The organism is Paracoccus salsus (genome assembly GCF_021556615.1).
In the GTDB taxonomy this organism is placed as follows: domain Bacteria; phylum Pseudomonadota; class Alphaproteobacteria; order Rhodobacterales; family Rhodobacteraceae; genus Paracoccus; species Paracoccus salsus.
Genome location: NZ_JAKGGD010000006.1, coordinates 40132 through 65414 on the forward strand (window position 1 = coordinate 40132; position 25283 = coordinate 65414).

General features: G+C 65.6%; 23 protein-coding genes. 10 read left to right on the top strand and 13 right to left on the bottom strand.

Annotation, left to right across the window (positions count from 1 at the left end; all coding sequences use genetic code 11):
• Window positions 1-26 precede the first annotated feature (26 nt).
• The 3 genes from L1965_RS12340 to L1965_RS12350 form a co-directional block, all read right to left on the bottom strand.
• Window positions 27-983, bottom strand: a complete 957-nt coding sequence (locus tag L1965_RS12340; protein ID WP_235756752.1) for a TAXI family TRAP transporter solute-binding subunit — start codon at window positions 981-983, stop codon at window positions 27-29.
• 158 nt (window positions 984-1141) lie between these two features.
• Window positions 1142-1504, bottom strand: a complete 363-nt coding sequence (grxD, locus tag L1965_RS12345) for a Grx4 family monothiol glutaredoxin (protein WP_235756753.1) — start codon at window positions 1502-1504, stop codon at window positions 1142-1144.
• Between the two features lie 70 nt (window positions 1505-1574).
• Window positions 1575-1817 carry a BolA/IbaG family iron-sulfur metabolism protein gene (locus tag L1965_RS12350; RefSeq protein ID WP_235756754.1) on the bottom strand — a complete coding sequence of 81 codons (243 nt, stop codon included), beginning with the start codon at window positions 1815-1817 and terminating at the stop codon, window positions 1575-1577.
• A gap of 194 nt (window positions 1818-2011) precedes the next feature.
• Between L1965_RS12350 and L1965_RS12355 the strand changes: the two genes are divergently transcribed.
• The 4 genes from L1965_RS12355 (at window position 2012) to L1965_RS12370 (ending at window position 4726) form a co-directional block, all read left to right on the top strand.
• On the top strand, window positions 2012-2911 hold the full coding sequence (locus L1965_RS12355; RefSeq protein ID WP_235756755.1) for an MBL fold metallo-hydrolase: 900 nt from the start codon (window positions 2012-2014) through the stop codon (window positions 2909-2911).
• Between the two features lie 83 nt (window positions 2912-2994).
• Window positions 2995-3549: a thioredoxin family protein gene (locus tag L1965_RS12360; protein ID WP_235756756.1), complete on the top strand. Its 555-nt coding sequence runs from the start codon at window positions 2995-2997 to the stop codon at window positions 3547-3549.
• Window positions 3546-4226 (top strand): phosphoglycolate phosphatase, encoded by a 681-nt coding sequence (gene gph, locus L1965_RS12365; protein WP_235756757.1) that lies wholly within the window; start codon window positions 3546-3548, stop codon window positions 4224-4226. The genes L1965_RS12360 and gph overlap by 4 nt, the downstream gene beginning before the upstream one ends.
• A 71-nt stretch (window positions 4227-4297) precedes the next feature.
• A complete protein-coding gene (locus tag L1965_RS12370) occupies window positions 4298-4726 on the top strand; it encodes a protein tyrosine phosphatase family protein (protein WP_235756758.1) in 429 nt (142 codons plus the stop codon).
• 296 nt (window positions 4727-5022) lie between these two features.
• Here the strand turns inward: L1965_RS12370 and L1965_RS12375 are convergent, their stop codons facing one another.
• From L1965_RS12375 to L1965_RS12395, 5 genes are all read right to left on the bottom strand, one after another.
• Complete coding sequence (locus tag L1965_RS12375; RefSeq protein ID WP_235756759.1) at window positions 5023-5367, bottom strand: arsenate reductase family protein; 345 nt, start codon at window positions 5365-5367, stop codon at window positions 5023-5025.
• A gap of 154 nt (window positions 5368-5521) precedes the next feature.
• The gene (locus L1965_RS12380; protein ID WP_235756760.1) at window positions 5522-6829 is read right to left on the bottom strand and encodes a DUF3422 family protein; all 1308 of its coding nucleotides are present in this window, start codon (window positions 6827-6829) and stop codon (window positions 5522-5524) included.
• Between the two features lie 388 nt (window positions 6830-7217).
• Window positions 7218-8660: an NAD(P)(+) transhydrogenase (Re/Si-specific) subunit beta gene (locus L1965_RS12385; protein WP_235756761.1), complete on the bottom strand. Its 1443-nt coding sequence runs from the start codon at window positions 8658-8660 to the stop codon at window positions 7218-7220.
• Window positions 8661-8673: 13 nt separating this feature from the next.
• Window positions 8674-10248, bottom strand: a complete 1575-nt coding sequence (locus tag L1965_RS12390; protein ID WP_235756762.1) for a Re/Si-specific NAD(P)(+) transhydrogenase subunit alpha — start codon at window positions 10246-10248, stop codon at window positions 8674-8676.
• 234 nt (window positions 10249-10482) lie between these two features.
• Entirely contained in the window at window positions 10483-11148 is a 666-nt protein-coding gene (locus tag L1965_RS12395; protein ID WP_235756763.1) for a hypothetical protein, read from the bottom strand.
• A gap of 186 nt (window positions 11149-11334) precedes the next feature.
• On the opposite strand from L1965_RS12395, the gene pepN reads away from it, so the two are divergent.
• On the top strand, window positions 11335-13920 hold the full coding sequence (pepN, locus tag L1965_RS12400; protein ID WP_235756764.1) for an aminopeptidase N: 2586 nt from the start codon (window positions 11335-11337) through the stop codon (window positions 13918-13920).
• Window positions 13921-13962: 42 nt separating this feature from the next.
• A complete protein-coding gene (locus L1965_RS12405; RefSeq protein WP_235756765.1) occupies window positions 13963-14874 on the top strand; it encodes a 1-acyl-sn-glycerol-3-phosphate acyltransferase in 912 nt (303 codons plus the stop codon).
• Window positions 14875-14877: 3 nt separating this feature from the next.
• Here the strand turns inward: L1965_RS12405 and L1965_RS12410 are convergent, their stop codons facing one another.
• The 3 genes from L1965_RS12410 to obgE are packed head-to-tail and all read right to left on the bottom strand — an operon-like array spanning window position 14878 to window position 17299.
• The gene (locus tag L1965_RS12410) at window positions 14878-15171 is read right to left on the bottom strand and encodes an Rdx family protein (protein ID WP_235756766.1); all 294 of its coding nucleotides are present in this window, start codon (window positions 15169-15171) and stop codon (window positions 14878-14880) included.
• The gene (proB, locus tag L1965_RS12415; protein WP_235756767.1) at window positions 15168-16280 is read right to left on the bottom strand and encodes a glutamate 5-kinase; all 1113 of its coding nucleotides are present in this window, start codon (window positions 16278-16280) and stop codon (window positions 15168-15170) included. Before proB ends, L1965_RS12410 begins: the two co-directional genes overlap by 4 nt.
• A complete protein-coding gene (gene obgE / locus L1965_RS12420; RefSeq protein WP_235756768.1) occupies window positions 16268-17299 on the bottom strand; it encodes a GTPase ObgE in 1032 nt (343 codons plus the stop codon). The genes proB and obgE overlap by 13 nt, the downstream gene beginning before the upstream one ends.
• A 199-nt stretch (window positions 17300-17498) precedes the next feature.
• Here obgE and L1965_RS12425 point away from each other — a divergent pair, with 199 nt between their 5' ends.
• The 4 genes from L1965_RS12425 to L1965_RS12440 all read left to right on the top strand — a co-directional run bounded on the left by L1965_RS12425 (window position 17499) and on the right by L1965_RS12440 (window position 22392).
• Window positions 17499-18899 (top strand): protein adenylyltransferase SelO, encoded by a 1401-nt coding sequence (locus tag L1965_RS12425; RefSeq protein ID WP_235756769.1) that lies wholly within the window; start codon window positions 17499-17501, stop codon window positions 18897-18899.
• A 91-nt stretch (window positions 18900-18990) separates the two neighbouring features.
• On the top strand, window positions 18991-19674 hold the full coding sequence (locus L1965_RS12430) for an endonuclease/exonuclease/phosphatase family protein (RefSeq protein WP_235756770.1): 684 nt from the start codon (window positions 18991-18993) through the stop codon (window positions 19672-19674).
• Between the two features lie 66 nt (window positions 19675-19740).
• Window positions 19741-21015, top strand: coding sequence for a phosphopyruvate hydratase (eno, locus tag L1965_RS12435; protein WP_235756771.1), 1275 nt, complete (start codon window positions 19741-19743; stop codon window positions 21013-21015).
• Between the two features lie 258 nt (window positions 21016-21273).
• The gene (locus tag L1965_RS12440; protein WP_235756942.1) at window positions 21274-22392 is read left to right on the top strand and encodes a TRAP transporter substrate-binding protein; all 1119 of its coding nucleotides are present in this window, start codon (window positions 21274-21276) and stop codon (window positions 22390-22392) included.
• A gap of 160 nt (window positions 22393-22552) precedes the next feature.
• On the opposite strand, the gene L1965_RS12445 is transcribed toward L1965_RS12440, so the two are convergent.
• Together L1965_RS12445 and L1965_RS12450 are read right to left on the bottom strand one after the other, a co-directional pair.
• Entirely contained in the window at window positions 22553-24448 is a 1896-nt protein-coding gene (locus L1965_RS12445) for a TRAP transporter large permease (protein WP_235756772.1), read from the bottom strand.
• Entirely contained in the window at window positions 24445-25074 is a 630-nt protein-coding gene (locus tag L1965_RS12450; protein WP_235756773.1) for a TRAP transporter small permease subunit, read from the bottom strand. Before L1965_RS12450 ends, L1965_RS12445 begins: the two co-directional genes overlap by 4 nt.
• Between the last annotated feature and the right edge of the window lie 209 nt (window positions 25075-25283).

Consider the following 25283-nt stretch of genomic DNA (forward strand, 5'->3'; position numbering starts at 1 on the left):
GGTCCCGCCCCCGGACGCGGCGGGATCTATTCGGCGGAGACGCCGACCTCGTCGTAGTAACGCTGCGCACCCGGATGGACAGGCACCGGCATGCCCGTCAATGCGTTCTGGACGTCGATGCTGGCGGTCGCGGCGTGCGCGGCCTTCAGTTCGTCCAGGTTCTCGTACATCAGCCGGGTCATCGCGTAGGCCAGATCATCACTGACATCGGCGCTGGTCACGAGGAAGTTGATGACCGCGACGGTCGCCACGTCCTCGGTCTGGCCATCATAGGTGTCGGCCGGGATCGTCTCGGCCACATACGGGGCGCCCAGCTGGGTCGCGACCTCATCGGGAACAGAGACGACCGTGATCGGGATCGAGGTCGAAAGGTCCTTCAAGGAGGCGACGCCCAGTCCCGCCGACTGCAAGGTCGCATCCAGCTGGCGGTTCTTCATCAATTCGACCGATTCAGCGAAGGGCAGGTATTCGACCTTGCCCAGATCGTCATAGGACATGCCCGCGGCGGCCAGGATCGCGCGGGCGTTCAGCTCGGTGCCCGATTTCGGTGCCCCGACCGACAGGGCCTTGCCCTTCAGGTCCTCAAGCGTCTTGATGCCCGACTCTTCGCTGGCAACGATCTGGATGTAGTTGGGATACATGGCCGAGATGCCGCGCAGCTTTTCCAGCGGTTGCGGGAATCCTGCCTCGGCGTCGCCTTCGGCGGCCAGCTTGACCGAGTCGCCCAGGGCGATCCCGATCTCACCCTTGCCCTGCTGCAGCAGGTTCAGGTTCTCGACGCTGGCCTTGGTGGACTGGACCTGGACTTTCGTCCCGGGGATGCCATCCGTGTAGATCTTGGACAGCGCGCCCCCGACCGGATAATAGACGCCCGACGTGCCGCCGGTCAGAATGTTGATGAATTGCTGCGCGCTGGCAGCGATCGGCAGCGCGCCAACAGCCAGCGTCGCGAGGACCGCCGCAAACCTGTTGCGATTGATCATATTCCCCTCCCTGGGTTCTTTTCTTCCGGCAGGCTAGGCAGCTGTCCTGTGCAGGTCAACGCCGAATATCACGCAGGTGAGATACCCCTCGACAAGACAAGGCGCGGCGGGCATGCCTGCCCGCCGCGCCTTCCAGGATCAGGCTTTCTGCCTTCCGATCAGGCGTTTGCTTCACGAATCTTGTGTGCGGCATCCTTGTCGTAGACGACGCCCTGCTGATCGAACAGCTGATCCAGTTCGCCGGAAAGAGTCATCTCGGTGATGATGTCGCAACCGCCGACGAATTCTCCCTTCACGTAAAGCTGCGGGATCGTCGGCCAGTCCGAGTAATCCTTGATGCCCTGCCGGATCGCGTCATCGGCCAGCACATTCACGTCGCGAAAATCGACGCCCATGTAGTTCAACACACCCGCGACACGGCTGGAAAATCCGCATTGCGGCATTTCCTTGGTGCCCTTCATGAACAGCACGACATCGGCCGCGTCCACAATATCCTTGATCTGGGTGTTCACATCGCTCATTGCGTTGGTCCTTTCGGTCGATTGCCCGCGCGGGTGTCGGGCCGAATGCATGTACGGGCAGGGGTCCCGCCTAGTCGGGGGCCTTGGTGGTCAGCGCAAGGGCGTGCAGCGCTCCGGCAGGGCCGTCCATACGGCCTTGCAGCGCAGCATAGACCGCCCGCTGCTGCTGGACCCGGTTCTTGCCGCGAAAGCTTTCGTCGATGACCTCTGCCGCATAATGGTTTCCGTCACCGGCAAGATCCGTGATCGTGATCTGCGCCTCGGGGAATGCGGCCCGGATAAGGGCCTCGATGTCGTGGGCTTCCATCGCCATAGCGCTGTCCTTCTGTCATTGGTTCAGATGTAGGTGAACCGCGATTGACCCGCAAGGTCGGAGGGCCGACGGGCAGACCGGGATGCGCGTGTCGGAACTCGCAAGGCATTTGTTGATAATCAGTATTATGGAACGCATTTGAGTCTGGCGCGAACATATCCTTATGTTAGCATGCGACAAATGGGAGAAAGATCATGCGCTTGAATCGCCGTCATTTCCTGCACACTGCCACAGCTTTCAGCCTGCTGGGAGGCCGTGCCTGGGCCGCAACCGAGACCCGCTTCGAGGATTTCGTGATCCGCACCGTCTCGGACGGAAAGCTGGTCCTGCCAATCGACTTCCTCATGCCCGAGGGTGCCGATCAGCAGCAGATCGCATCCTTGCTGCAAGAGGCTGGCGTTTCTGGCGAAACATACGATTCACCTCTGAACCTGACCCTGATGCAGCGTGGCGAGGACCTGATCCTGTTCGATGCCGGCTCTGGACCAGACTTCATGCCGACCGCCGGACGGCTGCCCGACGCTCTTGCCGCCATGGGAATCGCACCGGACCAGATCACGCATGTCTTGTTCACCCATGCCCACCCGGATCACATATGGGGCGTCCTCGATGATTTCGACGAACCGATCTTCCGCAACGCACAGCATCTGATCAACCGCGTCGAGCGGGATTTCTGGCTTGACCCTGCAACGATGGAAACCATTGACCCATCGCGTCAAACCTTTGTCGCCGGCGCAAGGCGGCGGATCGAGACCCTGGGCGACCGATTGGAGGTCTTCGAAGATGGTGACGAGGTTCTGCCGGGCGTTACCGCCTTGATGACTCCGGGTCATACGCCGGGACACACCAGCTTTGATCTGGCTGGACAGGCGTTCGTGATCGGTGACGCGGTGACCACGCCGCATATGGGTTTTCACCGTCCCGACCTGCCATCCGGCAGCGACCAGAACCCCGAAAGAGGTGCAGAAACACGGGTCAGCATGCTGACCAGACTGGCCGATTCCGGTGTCGCGGTGGTTGGCTATCATCTGCCCGATGGCGGAATTGGCAAGGTCGTTCGCGATGGTGACGCGTTTGCGTTCCAGTCCGCCTGAAAGCCGTCCGCGCTACGATTTCAGGGCTTGTTCCGATCCTCGGCATTTCCGAGACTTGGCGTCAGGTCAAGAAGGAGGTCGTGATGGCCGTATCCCCGCCCGTCTGTGATTTTGGTGCTCCGTGGCACGATTTCCGACTGCCCGGAACGGATGGTCGGGACTACGGTCTCGACGACGTGAAAGGTCCGAACGGCACGCTGGTGATGTTCATCTGCAATCACTGCCCTTATGTCCAGTCGGTCATCGACCGGATCGTGCGCGATGCGCGGGCGATGCAGAGCGCCGGGATCGGCGTGGTGGCGATATCGTCCAATGATGTCGCCGAATATCCTGAGGATGGGCCCCGCCACATGAAGGCCGAGGCGGACAGGAACGGCTTCACCTTTCCCTATCTCTACGATGAGACGCAGCAGGTCGCGCGCGCCTATGGCGCGGAATGCACGCCAGACTTCTTCGGCTACAACGCCGATGGCGCGTTGCAGTATCGCGGCCGGTTCGATTCCTCGACCCGGATGGCCGGCCCGCAGGATGCGCGCCCCGAATTGCTGGAGGCGATGTTGCAGATCGCAGAGACTGGAAAAGGTCCAGAAAAACAAACCGCTTCGATGGGTTGCTCGATAAAGTGGAAGCGCGCATGACCGTCTGCATGGCCCCCTGCCCGGTCGTCTTCGATCTGGACGGAACGCTGATCGACAGCGCGCCAGATATCCACGCCTGCGTCAATGCCGTGCTCCGGCATCACGGTGTCGCGCCGCTTGGCCTGGACCGCGTCCGCAGCTTCATCGGCGGAGGCGTGGATGTGCTGTGGACCAAGGTGATCGCGGCGTCCCGCATCGATCCGCGTTTCCGCCGCGACCTGATCGCCTCTTTCATGACGCGCTATCACCAGGCTACCGCGTTGACGCGGCTGTTTCCAGGCGTGGACGACGTCCTGGGGCTGCTGGCGGATCGCGGACATCCGCTGGGGATCTGCACCAACAAGCCGATGGGGCCGACCCGGGCGATTCTTGATCATTTCGGTATCCGGCACCTGTTCGCCACCATCATCGGCGGTGATTCCGTTTCGGAAAAGAAACCTCATCCGGCCCCGTTGCGCGCCGCGCTGGCGGCACTGGGGGCCAATCCCGACGCTCCGGCGGGCCTTTATGTCGGGGACAGCGAGTTCGACGCAGCCTGCGCCGCTGCGGTGCCGGTCCCCTTTCTGATCTACAGTCGCGGCTATCGGCTGACCCCGCTGGATCAGTTGACGCATCGCGCGGCCTTTGACGATTTCACCGACCTGCCCGGATTGGTGGAAAGCGTGGCAATGCCGTGATGACCGGGAAACTTGACAATCGGGCCGGAATGGCGGCAATCGGGCCTCAAGCTTTGTCAGAAAGGCCGGTCATGGATCTGCGTCAGCTCAGCCCGACCCTTGCGGTGTCGCCGCAAATCTGCCCCGAGGATGTGGCCGAACTGGCGGCCGCCGGGTTCAAGGTGCTTGTCAACAATCGTCCCGACCAAGAGGTCGACGCGCGGATCGACCACGAGGCCATCAGCAAGGCCGCTGAAGCCGCCGGGATGACCTATCACTACCTGCCGTTCCATCCGGGTGAGATCACGCCCCAGCTGATCACCGAATTTTCGCACGCGACGGCCGGTCGGGGTCCGGTGGTCGCCTATTGCCGGTCGGGTCATCGCAGCACGGTGTTGTGGGCGCTTAGTCAGGCAGGCAAGCGTCCGGACGTCGAAATCCTCGACGCCGCAAGCAAGGCCGGCTACGACCTGACGCCGGTGCAGCCCCTTCTGGCCTCGCTTGCCAGCCGCAAGGTCTGAGGTCGGGCCATGCGCCGGGCCCTCGACCCGGCAACATCGGCCGAGCTGTTCGGTTCGGCGTCTGTTGGAGCGGGCCAGGGATGAAGCGATCCGGCTCTGACGTCCAGATTTGCGGATGTCCCGGCAGGGTGTGAGCCCGGCGCCGGTCTTCATCCGGCGCGCCAGGTTGCAAGACCGGACCTGTCGCGTATTCTTGCCGTTCCAACGGCTCGTCCAGGCCACTTTGCGTCAACGACACGTGGCATCGGGTTCGAAGGAATCCCCTCCATCCAAGCGTGGGATGAGGCGGCGTTGGTTCAGGCCGGAACCCCCAGCGCCCGTTTGACATTCGCGGTCCAGCCAAGCAAGCGGTGCTCGCCGGCGACGATGGCCGGACGTTTCATCACGCTGGGTTTCTCGCCCATCATGGCCACAGGGTCGGCGGCGCGCTCTTGTTCGGACATGCCGCGCCAGGTCAGGCTGGCGCGATTGACGATCTTCTCGCCAAACTCACCCGTCAGGCGTGTCCGCTCTTCCTCGGACAGGGGCTGTTTCTGGACATCGCGGAAATCGACCGTCCAGCCGTGTTCCGACAACGCGGCCTGCGCCTTCTGGCAGGTCGAACAATGGGCAAGCCCGTACATGGTCAGCGTCTTGGACAATGCGTGAACTCCTTGACAGGTCAGATGAAGGGGACAAACGGAACGCCGCAGGCCGAAAGCGTCAGCAGGGCGGCAATGGCCAGATACAGGCGCATCCTGGGACTCCGTCTCATGGGTGATGCTGTTTATCGACGCCCGGCTGGTTGCAGGCAAATCACAAATCCGCCGTCCGATCAGCATGGTGAAGACTCTTCCGGACCCGTCGCATCGCCCACCAGACGATCAGAACCGCAATCGGTGTCATCGCCGCGATCAGATATGATTTCTCGATCCCGACGGTTTCGGCAAGCGGATACAGCGCATAGGACAAAAGGCCGACCGCATAATAGCTGATCGCGACCACCGACAGGCCTTCGACGGTGTGCTGAAGTCGCAATTGCAGGTCGGCACGCCGGTCCATCCGCTCAAGCAATTCCTGATTCTGGGCCGATCGCTCGACATCGACCCGCGTGCCCAGCAATTCGCCCGCGCGGGCCGCCCGTTCGACCATGGTCTTCATTCGCGACTCGTTGGACTTCACCGTCCGCATGGCGGGTTGATAGCGGCGGCGCATGAACTCGGTCAGCATCTGACGCCCCAGAAAGCGGGTCTCGCGCAGCGCGCTGATGCGGTCCGTCACGATCGCCTCGTAGGCAGCCGTCGCGCCGAACCGGAAAGAGTGCTGGACCGCCTCCGCCTCCAGCTCGGCCGAGACCGACAGCAGATCATGCAGCAGATCGTCGGCCGGGCGACTGTCGTCGGTCATGCCGTCCACGATCGCCGACAGCCGCGGCTCCAGCTCGTTCAGACGGTGCGACAGGCCACGGGCGCGACCCAGCCCCAGCATCGACATCGCGCGATATGTTTCCAGTTCGACGATGCGGTGCACCAGCCGGCCCGTCCGTCCGTCGCCGACACCGGGGCGCACGAACAGCGCAAACCGCATCCAGCCATCGGCGTCGATCCGGAAATCGCCCGCGATCATGGCGGCCTCCTCCAGCACCCAGACGGCGGTCAGGCTGTCGCGGGTGAACCAGTCGGAAATCCGCTCCAGTGCCTCGGCCGGGTCGTCGGGCAGCGGCTCGACCTGAACCATGACCGCCGCCACGCGCTTGCCCGGCGCATTCAACTGCCATTCCTGGGAGAAGATCGCGGCCGCGCTGGGGTCGAAGGGCCGAATCGGCAGACCAGGCGTGGTGGCCATGTAGGTCACGAATTCGGTGTGGCTTTCCCATTTCAGCTGGTATCGGCCCAGCTGGCCCTGAAAGTGGCTGTCCTCGGGGTCGGGGCGCGGCCCGCCATGCCGCTGGGTCAGCTCGGTCAGATGCGCCATGTCCAGCGACCGGTCGCGGTTCGCCGCGTCTCGCGGCTCCTTGAAGGCCACGAAGACGCAGGTCGCCGGTGCCTTGATGCGCGGCGAGGGCCGCGCATGCAGTTCGTTTACCAGCGCATAGCGCAAGGGATGTTCGGTCGCCGGGCCCAAGCCAGTCTCCTCCATCTTCGGCCGCAGAGCGGGATGTCCACAATCCCGCCCAGAGCCGCACCGATCAGCCACCCAAAGCCCGACTGCGCCCGAAGCGCCGGCAGCCACACCATCCCCATCGGGAACCGCGCGGCAAACCCGATCGCCAGGTTCGCGCCAGTGTTCGAGCCACCATCATAGTCACAGCGCCCGGACGGGTCTTGGGTGAAAAGCCGACCGATGACAAGATGTCGCTTCTGGCCCAGATGATGATCCGCGATCGGAATGGCAATAACGCGACACCCGCATCGCCGTGCCCCGCAGCGGGATGGGTCACGTGCCGCGAGTCGCGGCAGGAAACAGGCGGGCCGCCCCAAGGCAGCCCGCCATACGCAGCATGGCAACCCGGTTATTCCAGCAGCGGCAGCAGCTTGTTCACCGAATCCTTGGCGTCGCCATAGAACATCCGCGTGTTGTCCTTGAAGAACAGCGGGTTCTCGATGCCCGAATAGCCGGTGCCCTGGCCGCGCTTGCTGACGAAGACCTGCTTGGCCTTCCAGACCTCCAGCACCGGCATGCCGGCGATGGGGCTGTTCGGATCGTCCTGCGCGGCCGGGTTCACGATGTCGTTCGACCCGATGATGATGACGACGTCGGTCGAGGGGAAATCGTCGTTGATCTCGTCCATTTCCAGCACGATGTCGTAGGGCACCTTCGCCTCGGCCAGCAGCACGTTCATGTGGCCGGGAAGGCGACCGGCGACCGGGTGGATCGCGAACCGCACCTCCTTGCCCGCCGCGCGCAGCTTGCGCGTCAACTCGCTGACCGCCGACTGCGCCTGCGCGACGGCCATGCCGTAGCCCGGTACGATCACGACGCTGTCGGCGTCGTTCAGGGCGGCTGCCACGCCATCGGCGTCGATGGCGATCTGTTCACCCTCGATCTCGGCCGCCGGTCCACTGTCGCCGCCGAACCCGCCCAGGATCACCGACACGAAATGCCGGTTCATCGCCTTGCACATGATATAGCTGAGAATCGCACCCGATGACCCGACCAGCGCACCGGTCACGATCAGCAAGTCGTTGCCAAGCGTGAAGCCGATCGCGGCGGCGGCCCAGCCCGAATAGCTGTTCAGCATCGACACCACCACCGGCATGTCGGCGCCGCCGATGCCCATGATCAGGTGATAGCCGATGAAGAACGCCAGCAGCGCCACCAGGATCAGCCAGAACACGCCGGAACCGGCACCGGTGAAATAGAGGATGCCGAACAGCAAGGACAGGCCGAGCGCGCTTGCGTTCAGCATGTGCCCGCCCGGCAGCTTCTTGGGCTTGCCATCGACCCTGCCCGACAGCTTGGCGAATGCCACGACCGAGCCGGTAAAGGTCACCGCACCGATGAAGATGCCAAGGAACACCTCGATCTTCAGCATGGCAATCTCGGCCGGTGTCTTGTGTGCCAGCACCGCCGCGAAGCCCTCGAACTCGTGCAGCGCGCCCTCGGCCTTGATGCGCAGCACGCGCGCCAGTTCGATCTGCGCGTTGAAGCCGACAAAGACGGCGGCAAGACCGACAAGGCTGTGCATCGCGGCGACAAGCTGCGGCATCTCGGTCATCTGGACGCGCTTGGCGACCACCCAGCCGACCGCGCCGCCGATGGCGATCATGATCACCGACAGGAACCAGTTGCCTGCGCCCGGCCCGAACAGCGTGGCCAGCACGGCAAGCGCCATCCCGGCGATGCCGTACCAGATCGCGCGCTTGGCGCTTTCCTGACCGGACAACCCCCCCAGCGCGAGGATGAACAGGATCGCGGCAACCACATATGCGGCAGTGGTGAATCCGTATTCCATATGCCCTCCTCCCTTACGATTTCTGGAACATGGCCAGCATCCGGCGCGTCACCAGGAAACCACCAACGATGTTCACGCCCGCCATCAGCACCGCCAGCGCGGCAAGGATCATCACCCAGCCCGAGCCAGAGCCGATCTGCATCAGCGCGCCCAGGATGATGATCGAGCTGATCGCGTTGGTGATTGCCATCAGCGGCGTGTGCAGCGAATGGGCGACGTTCCAGATCACCCGGAAGCCCACGAAACAGGCCAGCACGAAGACGATGAAATGCGACATGAAGCTGGCCGGTGCGACCAGGCCCACCAGCAGCAGCACGATCGCCCCGCCCGCAAGCATCGTCACCTGCGACTTCGTCTCCGCCTTGAAGGCGGCGATTTCCTGGGCGCGACGTTCCTCGGGCGTCAGTTCCTTCTTCTTTTCCTTCGGCTTCTGCGCCGCGATCGCCGCGACCTTGGGCTTGGGCGGCGGGAAGGTGATGTCGTGATCATGCGTCACCGTCGCGCCGCGGATCACGTCGTCATCCATGTTGTGATCGATGACGCCATCTTTCTTGGGCGTCAGATCGTTCAAGAAATGGCGGACGTTGTTGCCGTAAAGCTCGGACGCCTGCGCGCCCATCCGGCTGGCGAAGTCGGTATAGCCGATGATCGTCACGCCATTGTCCGAGACGATCTTCTCGTCGGCCATTGTCAATTCGCAGTTGCCACCCTTTTCGGCGGCAAGATCCACGATGACGCTGCCCTTCTTCATCGCCTCGACCATGTCCCTGGTCCACAACACCGGCGCGTCCCGTCCGGGGATCAGCGCAGTGGTGATGACGACGTCCATCTCGGGGGCCAGTTCACGGAACTTCTTCAGCTGCGCGTCGCGGAACTCGGGGCTCGAGGGCGCGGCGTAGCCGCCGGTGGCGGATCCGTCCTGGGTCTGTTCGGCGAAATCCAGATAGACGAACTCGGCGCCCATGGATTCGATCTGCTCGGCGACTTCGGGGCGGACATCGAAGGCATAGACCCGCGCGCCGAGGCTGGTCGCGGTTCCGATCGCCGCAAGCCCCGCCACGCCCGCGCCGACCACCAGGACCTTGGCGGGCGGAACCTTGCCCGCGGCCGTCACCTGGCCGGTGAAGAATCGCCCGAAATTGTTCGCGGCCTCGATCACCGAGCGATAACCGGCGATATTGGCCATCGAGGACAGCGCGTCCATCTTCTGCGCGCGGCTGATCCTGGGCACCATGTCCATCGCGATGGCGGTGATGCCCTGCTGCTTGGCTTTCTCGAGAAGCTCGGCGTTCTGCGCGGGATAGAAGAACGAGATCAGCGTCTGCCCCTCGCGCATCTGCTCGATCTCGCCATCGGAGGGTTGGCGCACCTTTGCAACGACATCGACGGCGCCGATCAGGGCCGCGGCACTGTCCTCGATGGTGACACCGGCCTTGCGGTAATCCTCGTCCGAAAACCCCGCGCGCGATCCCGCGCTGCTTTGAACATGAACCTCATGCCCCAGTTTCTGAAGATGTCTTGCCGAGGATGGCGTCACCGCCACCCGTGCTTCACCCTCGAAACTCTCTTTCAAAGCGCCAATCTTCATGGCGTCCAAGCCCCCCATGTCCTGAGTTCGCACAACCGGCTCTGCATAGCACCCGGCCACAATCAATCACAAGGGCGCGATGTGCCAGCCTGTCGGCGCCATGCCGGAGATGCTGGAAAACGCCGCGCCCCATCCGGCGGAAATCAGGGCACGGGCCCGGCTGCCGATCGTGACGAAAAGACCGCGCGAGCGTGTCGCGCGGTCCTTTCGACTTCACGGATTCGGCTTTCGGCCTCAGTTCGTGGTCTCTTCCGGCGCAACGACCGGGTCGGTGCCCTCGGCAGGCGCAGGGTCGGTCGTGACGGCTTCGTCCTCGACGCTGATCGCGTCATCCAGGGACTCCTGGGCATCCTCAAGCGCGCTTTCGGCCGCAGCCGCCGCATCGGATGCTGCCTCCGACATTGCCTCTGTCGCATTGTCCAGCGCCTCGCCTGCGGCGTCTGCCGCGCTTTCGGCGGCGTCAGACGCTTCCGAGGCCGCGTCTTCGGCAGCGGCCGCTGCATCCTGGGCGGCATCTTCGGTCGCCGCGGCGGCGCTTTCGGCAGCGGCTTCGGCATCGGCGGCAGCATTGTCGGCAGCGGCTTCGGCATCGGCAGCCGCGTCTTCCGCGGCCTGTTCGGCGTCGGTGGCAGGCTCTTCCACGACGACGGCATCGTCGTCAGCCGCCGGTGCTTCTTCGGTGGTCGTGACCGTGGTGGTGTCGCCTTCGACCGCGACGGTGTCGTCGGTCATGAAGCGCTGCAACACGAAATAGGCCAAGGCCAGCGCCAGCAGGACACCGATGATCAGCGGAAGCGGCGACGAGCGACGCTCAACCGGCTCTACATAGGTTTCCTTGGGTGCGGCCGGGTCGCCGTCGGTCGGGGTGGTGCGTTTGGGATCGTTCGGATCATAGGTCATCGCTGGCCTCCATAAGGACTTCTAGAACACCGGGTTAGCAACGCACCCCTGTCGTCCAGCCGGCCGCCGCTGTCAATCTCATAGCCGAAAAACGCCCGTCTTGCGACCCGGCTTCCAGCCGATTAACACGGTCAGCAGTATCGGGTTCCGCCCGTCGCACAGGTTTTTTCTCAACCGGAGGGCATCATGGCGCCGACACAAGACCCGATCGCGCAGCATCTTGCCGACTATCGACCCTACCCCTTCATCCTTCACCAGACTCGCCTGGATTTCACCCTCAAGCCGGCGGCGACCCGCGTGCGTGCCGCCCTGACGCTGCAGCCGCGCGCCGGGGTCGAGGATCTGGTTCTGGACGGCGGCGGGCGGGTCACGCTGATCGCGTTGCGCATCGACGGGGCCGCGCCCGATCCGACGCAGGTCGAACGCGACGACGAAACCCTGACCATCGCCGCCGCCGCCCTGCCCCGGGGCGTCTTCGTGGTGGAAACAGAGGTCGAGATCGATCCCTCGGCCAACACCGAATTCGAGGGTCTGTATCTCTCGGGCGGCATGTTCTGCACGCAATGCGAGGCCGAAGGCTTTCGCCACATCACCTTCTATCCGGATCGCCCTGACGTGATGGCACCCTTTGACGTCACGATCCGTTCCGAGAAACCGGTTCTGCTGTCGAACGGCAACCCTGCCGGTCAGGGACCGGGCGTTGCGGCATGGCATGACCCATGGCCCAAGCCCGCCTATCTGTTCGCACTGGTCGCGGGCGATCTCGTCTCGGTCAGCGACAGCTTCACGACCCGTTCGGGACGCCAGGCAGAGCTGAACATCTGGGTTCGCCCCGGCGATCAGGACCGGGCCGGCTATGCGATGGAGGCCCTGATCCGGTCGATGACGTGGGACGAGGATGTCTATGGCCGCGAATACGACCTGGATGTCTTCAACATCGTCGCGGTGGATGATTTCAACATGGGCGCGATGGAGAACAAGGGGCTGAACATCTTCAACTCCAAGCTTGTCCTGGCCAGCCCGGAAACCGCGACGGACGCCGATTACGAACGCATCGAATCGGTCATCGCCCATGAATATTTCCACAACTGGACCGGCAACCGCATCACCTGCCGCGACTGGTTCCAGCTGTGCCTGAAAGAGGGGCTGACGGTCTTTCGCGACCAGCAGTTCACCGCCGACATGCGCAGCGCCCCGGTCAAGCGGATCAGCGATGTGCGTGCCCTGCGCGCCCGCCAGTTCCGCGAGGACCAGGGGCCGCTCGCCCATCCGGTCCGCCCCGAGCGCTATGAGGAAATCAACAATTTCTACACCGCAACCGTCTACGAGAAGGGCGCCGAGGTGATCGGCATGCTGAAGCGGCTGGTGGGCGATGAGGGCTATGCGCGGGCGCTGGAGCTGTATTTCGACCGGCATGACGGCGATGCGGCCACGATCGAGGACTGGCTGAAGGTGTTCGAGGACGCGACCGGCCGCGATCTGGCGCAGTTCAAGCGCTGGTACACCGACGCAGGCACCCCGCACCTGACCATGGAAGAGGACTGGGACGACAGCGTCCGGGGCGGGCGGTTGACGCTGCGCCTGACCCAGCACACCCCGCCCACGCCGGGGCAGGACGACAAGCCGCCGCGCGTGATCCCCGTCGCGGTCGGGCTGATCGGCCCGAATGGCGACGAGGTCGCCGCGACCCGCATCCTCGAACTGACCCAGGCCGCGCAGAGTTTCGACTTTGACGGGTTGGGCGCGCGACCGGTCGTTTCGACGCTGCGCGGTTTCTCGGCCCCGGTTGTGCTGGAACGGCCGATCGATGATCGCACCCGCGCCTTCCTGCTTGCCCATGACACCGATCCTTTCGCGCGGTGGGAGGCTGGCCGCGATCTGGCCTTGTCGGCGCTGGTCGCCTTGGCGCAGGGCCGGCAGGCGGGGGATGAATTCATCGACGCCATCGGCCGGCTGGCCGGCGATGACGATGCCGACCCGGCATTTCGCGCCCTGTGTCTGGCCCTGCCCGGCGACGAGGACATCGCGACCCGGCTTGCCGCGCTGGACGTGACGCCGGATCCCGATGCCATCCACGCGGCGCGCGACGGGCTGGCACGCCGCCTGGCCGAGGCGCATGCCGAACGGCTGTCGGAACTTTACGAGACGATGGCCGTCCCCGGCCCCTACTCGCCCGAGGCTGCGGCCGCCGCGCGCCGGTCGCTGCGCATCGCGGCGCTGGGTCTGCTGAACCGGATCGACCGGGGCGACCGGGCCGAGGTGCTGTTTGGCACCGCCGGCAACATGACCGAAAGGATGGCGGCGCTGATCTGCCTGATCCGGCGCGGCCGCGGCCAGGCGGCGCTGGATGCGCTGCACGACCAGTTCGGCGACAACCGGCTGGTCATGGACAAGTGGTTCTCGGTCCAGGTGATGTCCGCGCCGCCGGCCGAGGCCCCCGCCATCGCGGGGCGTCTGGCGGGCCGCAGGGATTTCGACTGGAAGAATCCCAACCGCTTTCGCGCGCTTCTGGGCGGGCTGGCCGCGAACCACGCCGGCTTCCACGCCGCCGATGGTTCGGGCTACGACTTCACCGCCGACTGGCTGATGCGGATGGACAAGGTCAATCCGCAGATCGCCGCCCGGATGTCCACCGCCTTCGAGACCTGGCCCCGCTATGACGCCGCGCGTCGCGAACGCGCCCGTGCCGCGCTGGACCGGATCGCCGCGATGCCGGGAATCAGCCGCAACACCCGCGAGATGGTGTCGCGGATGATCGCGGCGGGCGCGTGAGGCCGCTTGCGGGGGCAGGCGCGCCGGGGCAGGATGGCCCCGATGAACGAAAAGACCGTCGCCGCCCGGGCCGAGATGCAGGCCCGTCTGGACCCGCTGATCGCCGAGCGGGCGGCCTGGCTTTTTTCCGGCCGGCTCCATCACCGCATCGCCCGCCGGCTGATGATGGGGCTGCTGCGCTATCCCCGGACCATCGAACTTGGTGCAGAGTTCCGCGACCTGCCGACCGCGGAAATCATGCGGCGGATGGGGCAGCTGATCGTGCGCGATGTCCGTGTCGAGGGCCTGGAACATCTGCCTGCGACCGGGCCGGCGCTGATCGTGTCGAACCACCCCACGGGCATCGCCGACGGGATCGTGATGCATGCGCTGCTGGCGCCGCTGCGCAACGACCTGTTCATCTTCGCCAACCAGGACATGATCCGGGTGCTGCCGCAGACCACGAATCTGATCGCGCCGGTGGAATGGCGGCTGGAAAAGCGCACCCATGCCAAGACCAGGGCGACCATGGATTACACCCGGGCGGCGCTGTCTGCCGGTCGGATCGGGCTGATCTTTCCATCGGGCCGGCTGGCCAGGCGGCAAGGCCTGACGTTGCAGGAACGCCCCTGGATGGCCAGTGCGGCGACCATCGCGCGCAAGTTCGATGTGCCCGTCATTCCGCTGCGCATCCGCGCGCGCAACTCGGCGCTGTTCTATCTTCTGGATGCGATCCACCCGACGCTGCGCGACGTGACGCTGTTCAACGAGGTCCTGAACAAGGCCAGTCAGCCTTATCGCATCACGATCGGCCGCCCGATCGCGTCCTCCTCCCTGCCCCGGGCCAGCGATGAGGCGATCAACCTGCTGCGCGATACGGTGCTTGCGCTGCCTGCGCCGGGTCCGGCCGCCACGCAGCTCGGGCGCCCGGGCGCAGAGGGGCCAGCGCTGTCGGGCCCGAACAGGGCAGCCTGACGCCTACTGACCCGATCCTGGCGCCGGGCGGTCGAGATGCCCGAGCGACCGCTGGGGGTCGATCCGGTCGCGGATGCTTTGCTTCAGCGCCCGGATCTCGGGAAAGCCGCCATCACGCTTGCGCTCCCATATCTCGTCGCCCTCCAGCGTGATCCGGAACACGCCGCCGGACTCGTCGGGCACGAGCGTGACCCGCAAGGCGGCGCCAAAGGTCGACAGGCATTCCTGGGCATACCAGCCGGCGCGAAGCAGCCAGTTGCAGCCGGTGCAGTAGGTGATCTCGAGATGGGCAGTCATAGCGCCATGTCGTCGCGATGGATCAGGGCCGCGCGGCCCGGATAGCCGAGGATGGTCTCGATCTCGGCCGAGCGATGGCCGGCGATGCGTCGGGCCTCGGCGGCGGTGTAGCGGGCAAGGCCGGTGCCAAGGGTTTCGCCGCCGGGCCCGCAGATCGAGACCGGGTCGCCGCGGCCGAAATCGCCGGTCACCGCGCGCACGCCTGCCGGCAGCAGCGACTTGCCGCGCCGCAGCGCCTGGGCCGCGCCGTCGTCCAGCATCAGCGATCCCTTGGGCTTCATCGCGGCGATCCAGCGCTTGCGCGCGGCCTGCGGATCGCCCTCGGGCAGGAACCAGCTTGCCCGCGCGCCATTCGCGACCGCCGAAAGCGGGCGCATGACCGAGCCTTCCGCGATGGCCATGGCGCAGCCGCCGGCGATGGCCGTGCGCGCCGCCATCAGCTTGGTCTTCATGCCGCCCTTGCTGAGACCCGAAACCGGATCGCCGCCCATGGCCTCGATCTGGGGGGTCAGCCGCGCGATCACCGGCAGATGGCGCGCGGTCGGGTCGGTCTTGGGGTTGGCGGTGTAAAGCCCGTCCACGTCGGACAGCAGCAGCAGCTGGTCCGCGCCGCAGGTCACGGCGATCTGGGCGGCCAGCCGGTCGTTATCGCCATAGCGGATCTCGTCGGTGGCGACGGTGTCGTTCTCGTTCACGATCGGCACCACGCCCAGTCCCAGCAGCGTCTGCATTGTGGCGCGGCTGTTCAGATAGCGGCGCCGGTCGGCGCTGTCCTCGAGGGTCAGCAAAACCTGCGCCGTCTTGACGCCATGCGGGGCCAGCGCCTCTTCATAGGCGCGCGCAAGGCGGATCTGCCCCACCGCCGCGGCGGCTTGCGCCTGTTCAAGCGGCAGGGCGCCGGGGGCAAGGTCCAGCACCCGGCGGCCAAGCGCGATCGACCCGGACGAAACCAGCACGACATCGGTGCCCCGCCTGCGCCACTCGGCCACATCGTCGCACAGCCCGCGCAGCCATTCGGCATTCAGCCCTTCCGGGCCGACCAGCAGGGCCGAGCCGATCTTGACGACCAGCCGCCGCGCCGCAGCAAGGGATGGCGCTAGGGCTGCCATGGCCCGTCGGATTGCTCGGGGCCGGTCGCGCGTGTCGGCGCGATCTGCGACCACAGCGCCCGCAACACCTCGGTCACGCCCTGCCCCGACACGCCGGACATCAGATGAACCGGACCGCCGGTCTCGGCTTCCAGCGCGGCGCGGCCTGCGGCGATGCTGTCGTCATCCAGCGCATCGATCTTGTTCAGCGCGGTGATGCGGGGCTTTTCCATCAGCAGCGGCGAATAGGCCGCAAGCTCGGTCAGGATCGTGCGCGCATCGGCGGCCACGTCCTCGGACGTGCCGTCCACCAGATGCAGCAGAACATTGCTGCGCTCGACATGGCCCAGGAACTGGTCGCCCAGCCCCCTGCCCTCGCTGGCGCCCTCGATCAGTCCGGGAATGTCGGCCATGACGAATTCGCGCCCGTCCACCCCCACGACGCCCAGATTGGGGTGCAGCGTTGTGAAGGGATAGTCCGCGATCTTGGGTCGTGCATTCGACACGGCGGCCAGAAAGGTCGATTTTCCGGCATTGGGCAGGCCCACCAGCCCGGCATCGGCAATCAGCTTCAGCCGCAGCCAGATCGTGCGCTCGACCCCGGGCTGGCCGGGATTGGCGTTGCGCGGCGCGCGGTTGGTCGAGGTCTTGAAATGCAGGTTGCCCCAGCCACCATTGCCGCCACGGGCCAGCAGCACGCGCTGGCCGACCTCGGTCAGGTCGGCGATGACCGTGTCCTCGTCCTCTTCGAGGATCTCGGTGCCGACCGGGACCTTCAGCACGATGTCGTCGCCTGACTTGCCGGTCATCTGGCTGCCCATGCCATGCTGGCCCGACTTGGCGAAGAAATGCTGTTGATAGCGGAAATCGATCAGCGTGTTCAGCCCGTCGACCGCCTCGGCCCAGACGTCGCCGCCCCGTCCGCCGTCGCCGCCATCGGGTCCGCCATATTCGATGAATTTCTCGCGCCGGAAGGACACGCAGCCCGCGCCGCCGCCACCCGAGCGGATATAGACCTTGGCGAGATCGAGGAATTTCATCGTCCGGGCTCCTTTCGGGCAGGCGATACGCGCCCGGGAGCGGTTTCGCAAGAGCCGCGCGGCGCGCCCCGGCGTCGGTTTCCGCACCGCGCATGGCCGCGCCAGCCGCGGACGGTTGCGCCGGCATGCCGGCCGTCGAAGCGGGGCCGCTCTTTTCCTGACCGTCCCGCGCCCCTAGATGTTGAAGCAGGAGGCCGCGATGATCCATTTCGACAACAGCTATGCCCGCTTGCCAGACGGTTTTTTCGCCCGGGTCGGTCCGACGCCCGTCACCGCGCCAAGCCTGTTGGCGCTGAACGAGGCGCTGGCCTCCCGTCTTGGCCTTGAGGCGGACTGGCTGCGAAGCCCCGAGGGCATCGCGATGCTGGCCGGCAACGCCGTCCCCGACGGCGCCGAACCGATCGCCCAGGCCTATGCCGGCCACCAGTTCGGCGGCTTCGTTCCCCAGCTTGGCGACGGACGCGCGGTGCTGTTGGGCGAGGTGGTGGCCCCGGACGGGGCACGCTTCGACATCCAGCTGAAAGGCAGCGGCAAGACGCCGTTTTCGCGCCGCGGCGACGGGCGCGCGTGGCTGGGGCCGGTGCTGCGGGAATATGTCGTCAGTGAATTCATGCATGCGATGGGGGTGCCGACCACACGCGCGCTGGCCGCCGTGGCCACCGGCGAGACGGTCTGGCGCGAGGACGGCTTGCCGGGCGCGGTGCTGACGCGCGTCGCCGCCAGCCATATCCGGGTCGGCACATTCCAGTTTTTCGCCGTCCGCGGCAACGAGGCCGCGCTGGCCGCGCTGACCGATCACGTCATCGCACGGCATTATCCGCAGGCGAACGGACCGCTGTCGCTGCTGGATCATGTCGTCGTCCGGCAGGCCGAGACGATCGCCCACTGGATGGCGCTTGGCTTCATTCACGGGGTGATGAACACCGACAACATGGCCGTTTCAGGCGAGACCATCGATTACGGACCCTGCGCCTTCATGGACAGCTATCATCCCGATACGGTGTTCTCGTCGATCGACCGCGCCGGGCGCTATGCCTGGGCGCAACAGCCGCAGGTCGCGGTCTGGAACCTCGCGCAGCTGGCGACATGTCTGATCCCGCTGATGGGCGACCGCGACGCCGCCATCGATGCCGCGACCAGGTCGGTCCATGCCTTTGCACCCGTTTACCAGGCGGCATGGCTGCGGCGTTTCGGTGAAAAGCTGGGCCTGACCGGGGCCGCGCCCGTCCAGGATCTTGCGGAACGGTTGCTGATCGCCATGGCCCGTCAGCGCGCCGATTTCACGCGGGTCTTCGCGGGGCTTGCGGGCGGTTCGGCGCGCGCCGAGTTTGCGGACCCGGCCGAATTCGACGTCTGGGCCGCGGACTGGCAGGCGCACCGTCCCGATCCCGCGCTGATGAGGCACGCGAACCCGCTGCGGATTCCGCGCAACCACCGCATCGAGGAAGCCATCGCCGCGGGGGTATCGGGCGACCTCACACCGTTCCGGCATCTGTTCGCGGCCGTGACCCATCCGCGCGAGGCCCGTGCCGAATGGGATGATCTGGCCCTTGCGCCGGAACCGGGACAGGTGGTGCAGCAGACATTCTGCGGCACCTGATTGCCGCGCACCGCGCACCCCCTCTTGCGGTGCCCGGCGCCCACAGTATCCTGAGCGTGCGGATTCCCGGGACAGGGTGCAAGGCGGGTCTGTGTTGATACTGGCAAGTTACAACCTTCACAAATGCCGGGGATTGACTGGCCCGCACGCCCCGGAACGCAACCTGGCGGTGATCGCGGCCTTGAAGCCCGACATCATCGCCCTGCAAGAGGTCGATTTCAGGTTCGGCGCCCGTCCCGAGGCCTTGCCGCGCACGCTGATCCGCGACATGACGGGGCTTGTGCCCGCCGACATCACCGGCCGCACGGGCGAGAACTCGCTGGGTTGGCACGGTCAGACCATCCTGATGCGGCCGGATCTGGCGGACAGCGCCGTGGTGCGGCGGCTGCCCCTTCCGGGGATCGAGCCGCGCGGCGCGGTGGCCGTTCGGCTGCCGGGGCTGACGGTTGTCGGGTTGCATCTGGGTCTGGCGCGGTCCTCGCGCCGCGCGCAGCTGGCCCGGGTCGCCGCGCAGGCCGCACGCATCGCCGGGGACAATATCGTGTTGATGGGCGATTTCAACGAATGGCGCGACGATCGCGGCCTGGAATCGCTGGCCGGATTCCGGGTGATCGCGCCCGGCCCGTCCTATCCCGCCCCGCTGCCCCGGCTGCGCCTGGACCGGATCGCCCTTTCGCAGCATCTGGATGTGCTTCGACACGGCGTCTTCAGCGGGGCGGGCGCGCGCGACGCCTCGGATCATCTGCCGATCTGGGCCGAGATCCGGCAGCCCTGAAAATTGCGACTTTCGGCGCGCCGCGGCGGCAGCTATGTAGGTGCTAACGCAAACATGGAGGGGCAGATGACCGCCATCATCGACATTTTCGCACGCGAGATTCTGGACAGCCGAGGCAATCCGACCGTCGAGGTCGACGTGACGCTGGAAGACGGCACGATGGGCCGCGCCGCGGTGCCGTCGGGCGCCTCGACCGGTGCCCACGAGGCGGTCGAGAAGCGCGACGGCGACAAGGCCCGCTACATGGGCAAGGGCGTCCTGGAGGCTGTGGCGGCCGTGAACGGCGAGATTGCCGAGAACCTCATCGGCGAGGACTCGACCGAGCAACGCGCCATCGACGCGATGATGTGCGATCTGGACGGCACGCCCAACAAGGGCCGGCTTGGCGCCAACGCGATCCTCGGCGTGTCGCTGGCCGTGGCAAAGGCCGCGGCCGAGGCCACGGGCCAGCCGCTGTATCGCTATGTCGGCGGCACCTCGGCGCGGATCCTGCCGGTGCCGATGATGAACATCATCAATGGCGGCGAACATGCCGACAACCCGATCGACATCCAGGAATTCATGATCATGCCGGTCAGCGCGGACAATATCCGCGAGGCTGTCCGGATGGGCTCGGAAGTGTTCCACACGCTGAAAAAGGAACTTTCGGCTGCAGGCCTGTCCACCGGCATCGGCGACGAGGGCGGCTTTGCGCCGAATCTGTCCAGCACGCGCGATGCGCTGGATTTCATCCTGAAGGCGGTCGAGAAGGCCGGGTACAGGCCCGGCGATGACATCATGCTGGCGCTGGATTGCGCCTCGACCGAATATTTCAGGGACGGCAAATACGCGATGAAGGGCGAGGGCAAGTCCCTGACGCCCGCCGAGAATGTCGATTATCTTGCCGCGCTGTGTGACGCCTATCCGATCCTGTCGATCGAGGATGGCTGCTCGGAAGATGACTGGGACGGCTGGAAGCTGCTGACCGACCGGCTTGGCGGCAAGGTTCAACTGGTCGGCGACGACCTGTTCGTGACCAACCCCGCGCGTCTGGCCGACGGCATCGCCAAGGGCTGCGGCAACAGCCTGCTGGTCAAGGTCAACCAGATCGGCACGCTGTCGGAAACCCTGGACGCCGTGCGCATGGCCGATCGCGCGGGCTACACCAGCGTGATGTCGCACCGCTCGGGCGAGACCGAGGACGCCACGATCGCCGATCTGGCAGTCGCCACCAATTGCGGCCAGATCAAGACCGGCAGCCTGGCCCGGTCCGACCGGCTGGCGAAGTACAACCAGCTGATCCGGATCGAGGAAATGCTGGGCGAAGTCGCTGAATATGCGGGCCGCTCGATCCTGCGTTGAGCCTTGCGCGCCAGGCCACCGGGCGCCCCGGAAACGGGGCGCCCTTTTCGGTCCGCGCCCTCGCTGCGCCCGCCGGGTCCCGGCCCCGGACCGGCATTGACGCAAGGGCACCCCTGGATTGCCCGGACCTTCCCAGCCAGACCCCTCGACAGACCACGCGCAGTGGCTAAACTGCGGCGCCATGACGGGCGGGAATGTGCCGGGGCGATCGCCCCACCCGACCTGCAAGGAGGAGATTGCATGAAGAATTCCAAGAGCCTGGATCGTCGTTCGTTTCTGAGCCGGGCGTCGGTCGGCGGGGCTGCTGCGGCGGCCGGAACCGTTCTGGCGGCACCCGCGATCGCGCAGGAGATGCCCAGCATCACCTGGCGCCTGGCGTCGTCCTTTCCGAAATCGCTCGACACCATCTATGGCGGTGCCGAGGAATTCTCGACCCGGCTGAAAGAGGCGACGGACGGCAAGCTGACGATCCAGGTCTTTTCGGCCGGCGAGATCGTGCCCGGTCTCGACGCGATCAACGCCACGACCGACGGCACGGTCGAGTGTTCGCATTCGGTCGGCTACTACAACTGGGGCAAGGACCCGGCCTTCGCCTGTGGAGCGGACCTGCCCTTCACCTTCTCGGCCCGCGCCAAGGCGGCCTACAACTATCAGGGCGGCGGGATCGAGAATTACAACGAATTCCTCGACCAATACAGTCTCGTCAGCTACCCCGGCGGCAATACCGGGGTGCAGATGGGTGGCTGGTATCGCAAGGAAATCAACACCCTGGCCGATCTTCAGGGTCTGAAGATGCGGATCTCGGGTCTGGCTGGACGGGTTGTCGAGAAACTGGGCGTGGTGCCCCAGCAGATCGCCGGCGGGGACATCTATGCGTCGCTGGAAAAAGGCACGATCGACGCCGCCGAATGGGTCGGCCCCTATGATGACAGCAAGCTGGGCTTCCAGAAGGTCGCGCCGTATTATTACTATCCCGGCTACTGGGAAGGTGGCCCGACCGTCGGCTTCTTCTTCAACAAGGCGAAATGGGACGAGCTGCCCGACAGCTACAAGTCGCTGATCCGCAGCTGCGCGCAGGCGACCGACCAGAACATGCTGGCCAAATACGACATGAAGAACCCGACCGCGTTGAAAGAGCTTGTCGGCACGGGCGCGCAGTTGCGATCCTTCAGCGAAGAGATCCTGACCGCCGCCTTCGCCGCCTCGAACGAGGTCTATGCAGAACTCTCGGGAGAGAACGAGTCGTTCAAGAAACAATACGAGGCGATGCTTCAGTTCCGCGACGACTGGTATCTGTATTCGCAGACCGCGGAATACACCTTCGACACGTTCATGATGATCCAGCAGCGCAACGGCAAGCTGGCGCCCGCAGGCTGACGCCTTTCGGCGCCCATGTCGCAATGCAGGCAGCCGCCGCGATCCTGTCGCGGCGGCTTTTTCGATCGCTCCTGCGGCGCTGACCGGGCATCCATGCCCTCACGCCGTGGCGGGATGAAGAAACCGGTCGGAAGTCCGGCCTGGTTCGCTCTGTTGCGGTTCAGTTGTCGCCACCCAGCCCCGGCGGTGGCCCCTCAAGCCCAAGCCCGCCATCCGTGGCCGGTGCGGGCACTGGGTCCAAGGACGGCGCGTCCTGCGGCGTTTCGCTGCCGGTATCTGCCTGTGGGGGCGCGCCGAAATCCGGCGTGCCGAGGCCGCCAAGTCCGCCCCCCAGTCCACCGCCAGGTCCGGGGGTGGCGCCGTCGTCGCCGGATGCGCCGGCGGGCGGCTGCCCGAAGGGCGACCCGCCCCCCAGACCGCCCAGCCCGCCAAAGCCACCCGATCCCACGCCGCCCGACGGGATCTCGATGCGGATGCCCGATGTGTCGATCACCGGACCCTTGTAGTGCATCACCAGTTGCGGGAAGGCGATCACCACGGCGATCATGACGATCTGCAACCCGACGAACGGCACGGCCCCCCGATAGATGTCGCCGGTGCTGACCGCGGGCATGTCCTGCCCCGTGACCGCGTCGGCATAGGGTTTTCGTGGTGCCACCGATCGCAGGTAGAACAACGCGAAGCCGACGGGCGGGGTCAGGAAGGATGTCTGCATGGTGACCGCAAGGATGATCCCGAACCAAACGAGGTCGATGTCCAGCGCGGTGGCGGCCGGGATCAGCAGCGGCACGATGACGAAGGCCAGTTCGAAGAAATCGAGGAAGAAGGCGAGGAAGAAGATGATCGCGCAGACCGCGATCAGGAACCCGTATTCCCCCCCGGGCAGTGCGGTCAGCAGGTCGCGCACCCAGATATGCCCGTTCACCGAATAATAGGTCAGCGAGAACACCGTCGCGCCGATCAGGATGAACATCACGAAGGATGACAGCCGCGCCGTCGACAGCAGCGCCTGGTTGATGACGGTGAAGGTCAGGCGCCGCTTCAACGCCGTCAGGATCAGCGCGCCGACCGCACCCATCGCACCGCCCTCGGTCGGCGTGGCGATGCCGAGGAAGATGGTACCCAGCACAAGGAACACCAGGGCCAGCGGCGGGATCATGACGATGATGACCTGACGGGCCATCGGCGACAGCAGCCCGAGGCCAAGGCCACGATCAACCAGCGCGAACACCAGCATGATCGCCACCGCCAGCGCGGCGGCCCAGATCTTGCTGTCGTCGCCCAGGGTTTCGCCCAGATACCGCTCGCCCGCCCAATAGAGGACGATGGAAGCCACGATCGCCAGGATCAGCGACCAGCCCCCGGACCCCAGGCTGCGGGCCTCGATCGGCAGGGCCGGCATCGTCTTGGGGCGCAGGATCGACATGACCAGCACATAGCCCATGTAGACGCCGGTCAGCGCCAGCGCGGGCACCAGCGCGGCCTTGTACATGTCGCCCACCGACCGGCCAAGCTGGTCGGCCAGCACGATCAGCACCAGCGAGGGCGGAATGATCTGTGCCAGCGTGCCCGACGCGGTGATGACCCCTGTCGCCATCCTGCGGTCATAGCCATAGCGCATCATGATCGGCAACGAGATCAGCCCCATCGAGATGACCGAGGCGGCGACCACGCCGGTCGTCGCGGCCAGCAGCGCGCCGACCAGGATCACGGCATAGGCCAGCCCACCGCGGACCGGGCCGAACAGCTGGCCGATCGTGTCCAGCAACTCCTCGGCCATGCGCGAGCGTTCCAGCACAATGCCCATGAAGGTGAAGAACGGGATCGCCAGCAAGGTATCGTTGCGCATCACCCCGAACACCCGGTCGCCAAGCGCGCCCAGCAGGTTCCAGCCCAAATTCACCTGGTCGCTGAGCGGTGTCAGGAAGACGCCGAAGAAAAAGAACAGCAGGCCGTTGGCGGCCAGCGCGAAGGCGATCGGATATCCGACCAGCAGGAAGACGACCATCGACGCGAACATGATGGGCGCCAGGTTATGGGCGATGAGGTCGATCACGGACGGGTCTCCCGGTCGTTGGGCCGGAACGAGGCCGGATGGTCATGGTCGAAACCCGAGCCCATCAGTTCGGCCTCTCGCAGGGCTGTCTCGTGCGGAGATGTGTGCGGATGCGGATCGGGCATCGCCCCGCGCATGACCGCGATCTTCTTGATGATTTCCGAAATGCCCTGAATGAACAGCAGCACGAAGCCGGCCAGGAGGATCGCCTTGGCCGGCCAGATGATCAGCCCGCCGGCGTTCATCGAGATTTCGTGCGTCCGCCACGAGGTCCGCAGCGACGGATAGATCAGCCAGATCATGATGGCCGTGAACGGCAACAGGAACAGCAGTGTGCCGAGCAGGTCGATCCAGTGCTGCACGCGGCGCGACCAGCGGGCATAGATGATGTCGATCCGGATATGCTCGTTCTCCAGCAATGTGTAGGCCGCTGCCAGAAGGAACGCGCCGCCGTAAAGATACCATTGCAGTTCAAGCCAGGCATTCGACGAGACGCTGAACACCTTTCGGATGATCGCATTGATCGCGCTGACGAGAATCGCCAGAAGGATCAGCCAGGCCGCGCTGCGGCCAATCATGGTGTTGATGCGGTCGATGCCGCGAGACAGGGCCAGCAGGCCGCCCATGATTTCCTCCCTCGAGACATTCGCGTGGCTGCGGGGGGCGCTTTCCCGGCCGCCTTCACGACCGTTTCCCGGCCGTTTTCCATTCCCCGATATGCGGGAAGCGGTCTGAGCCGTCAACATAATCCCGCGCGGATGGGGGGCGCCCACCCCGGCCGGGAACGGGTTCACCCCCCTTGCGCGATGCCGCCGTGGTGTCGCGCGAAGACGGC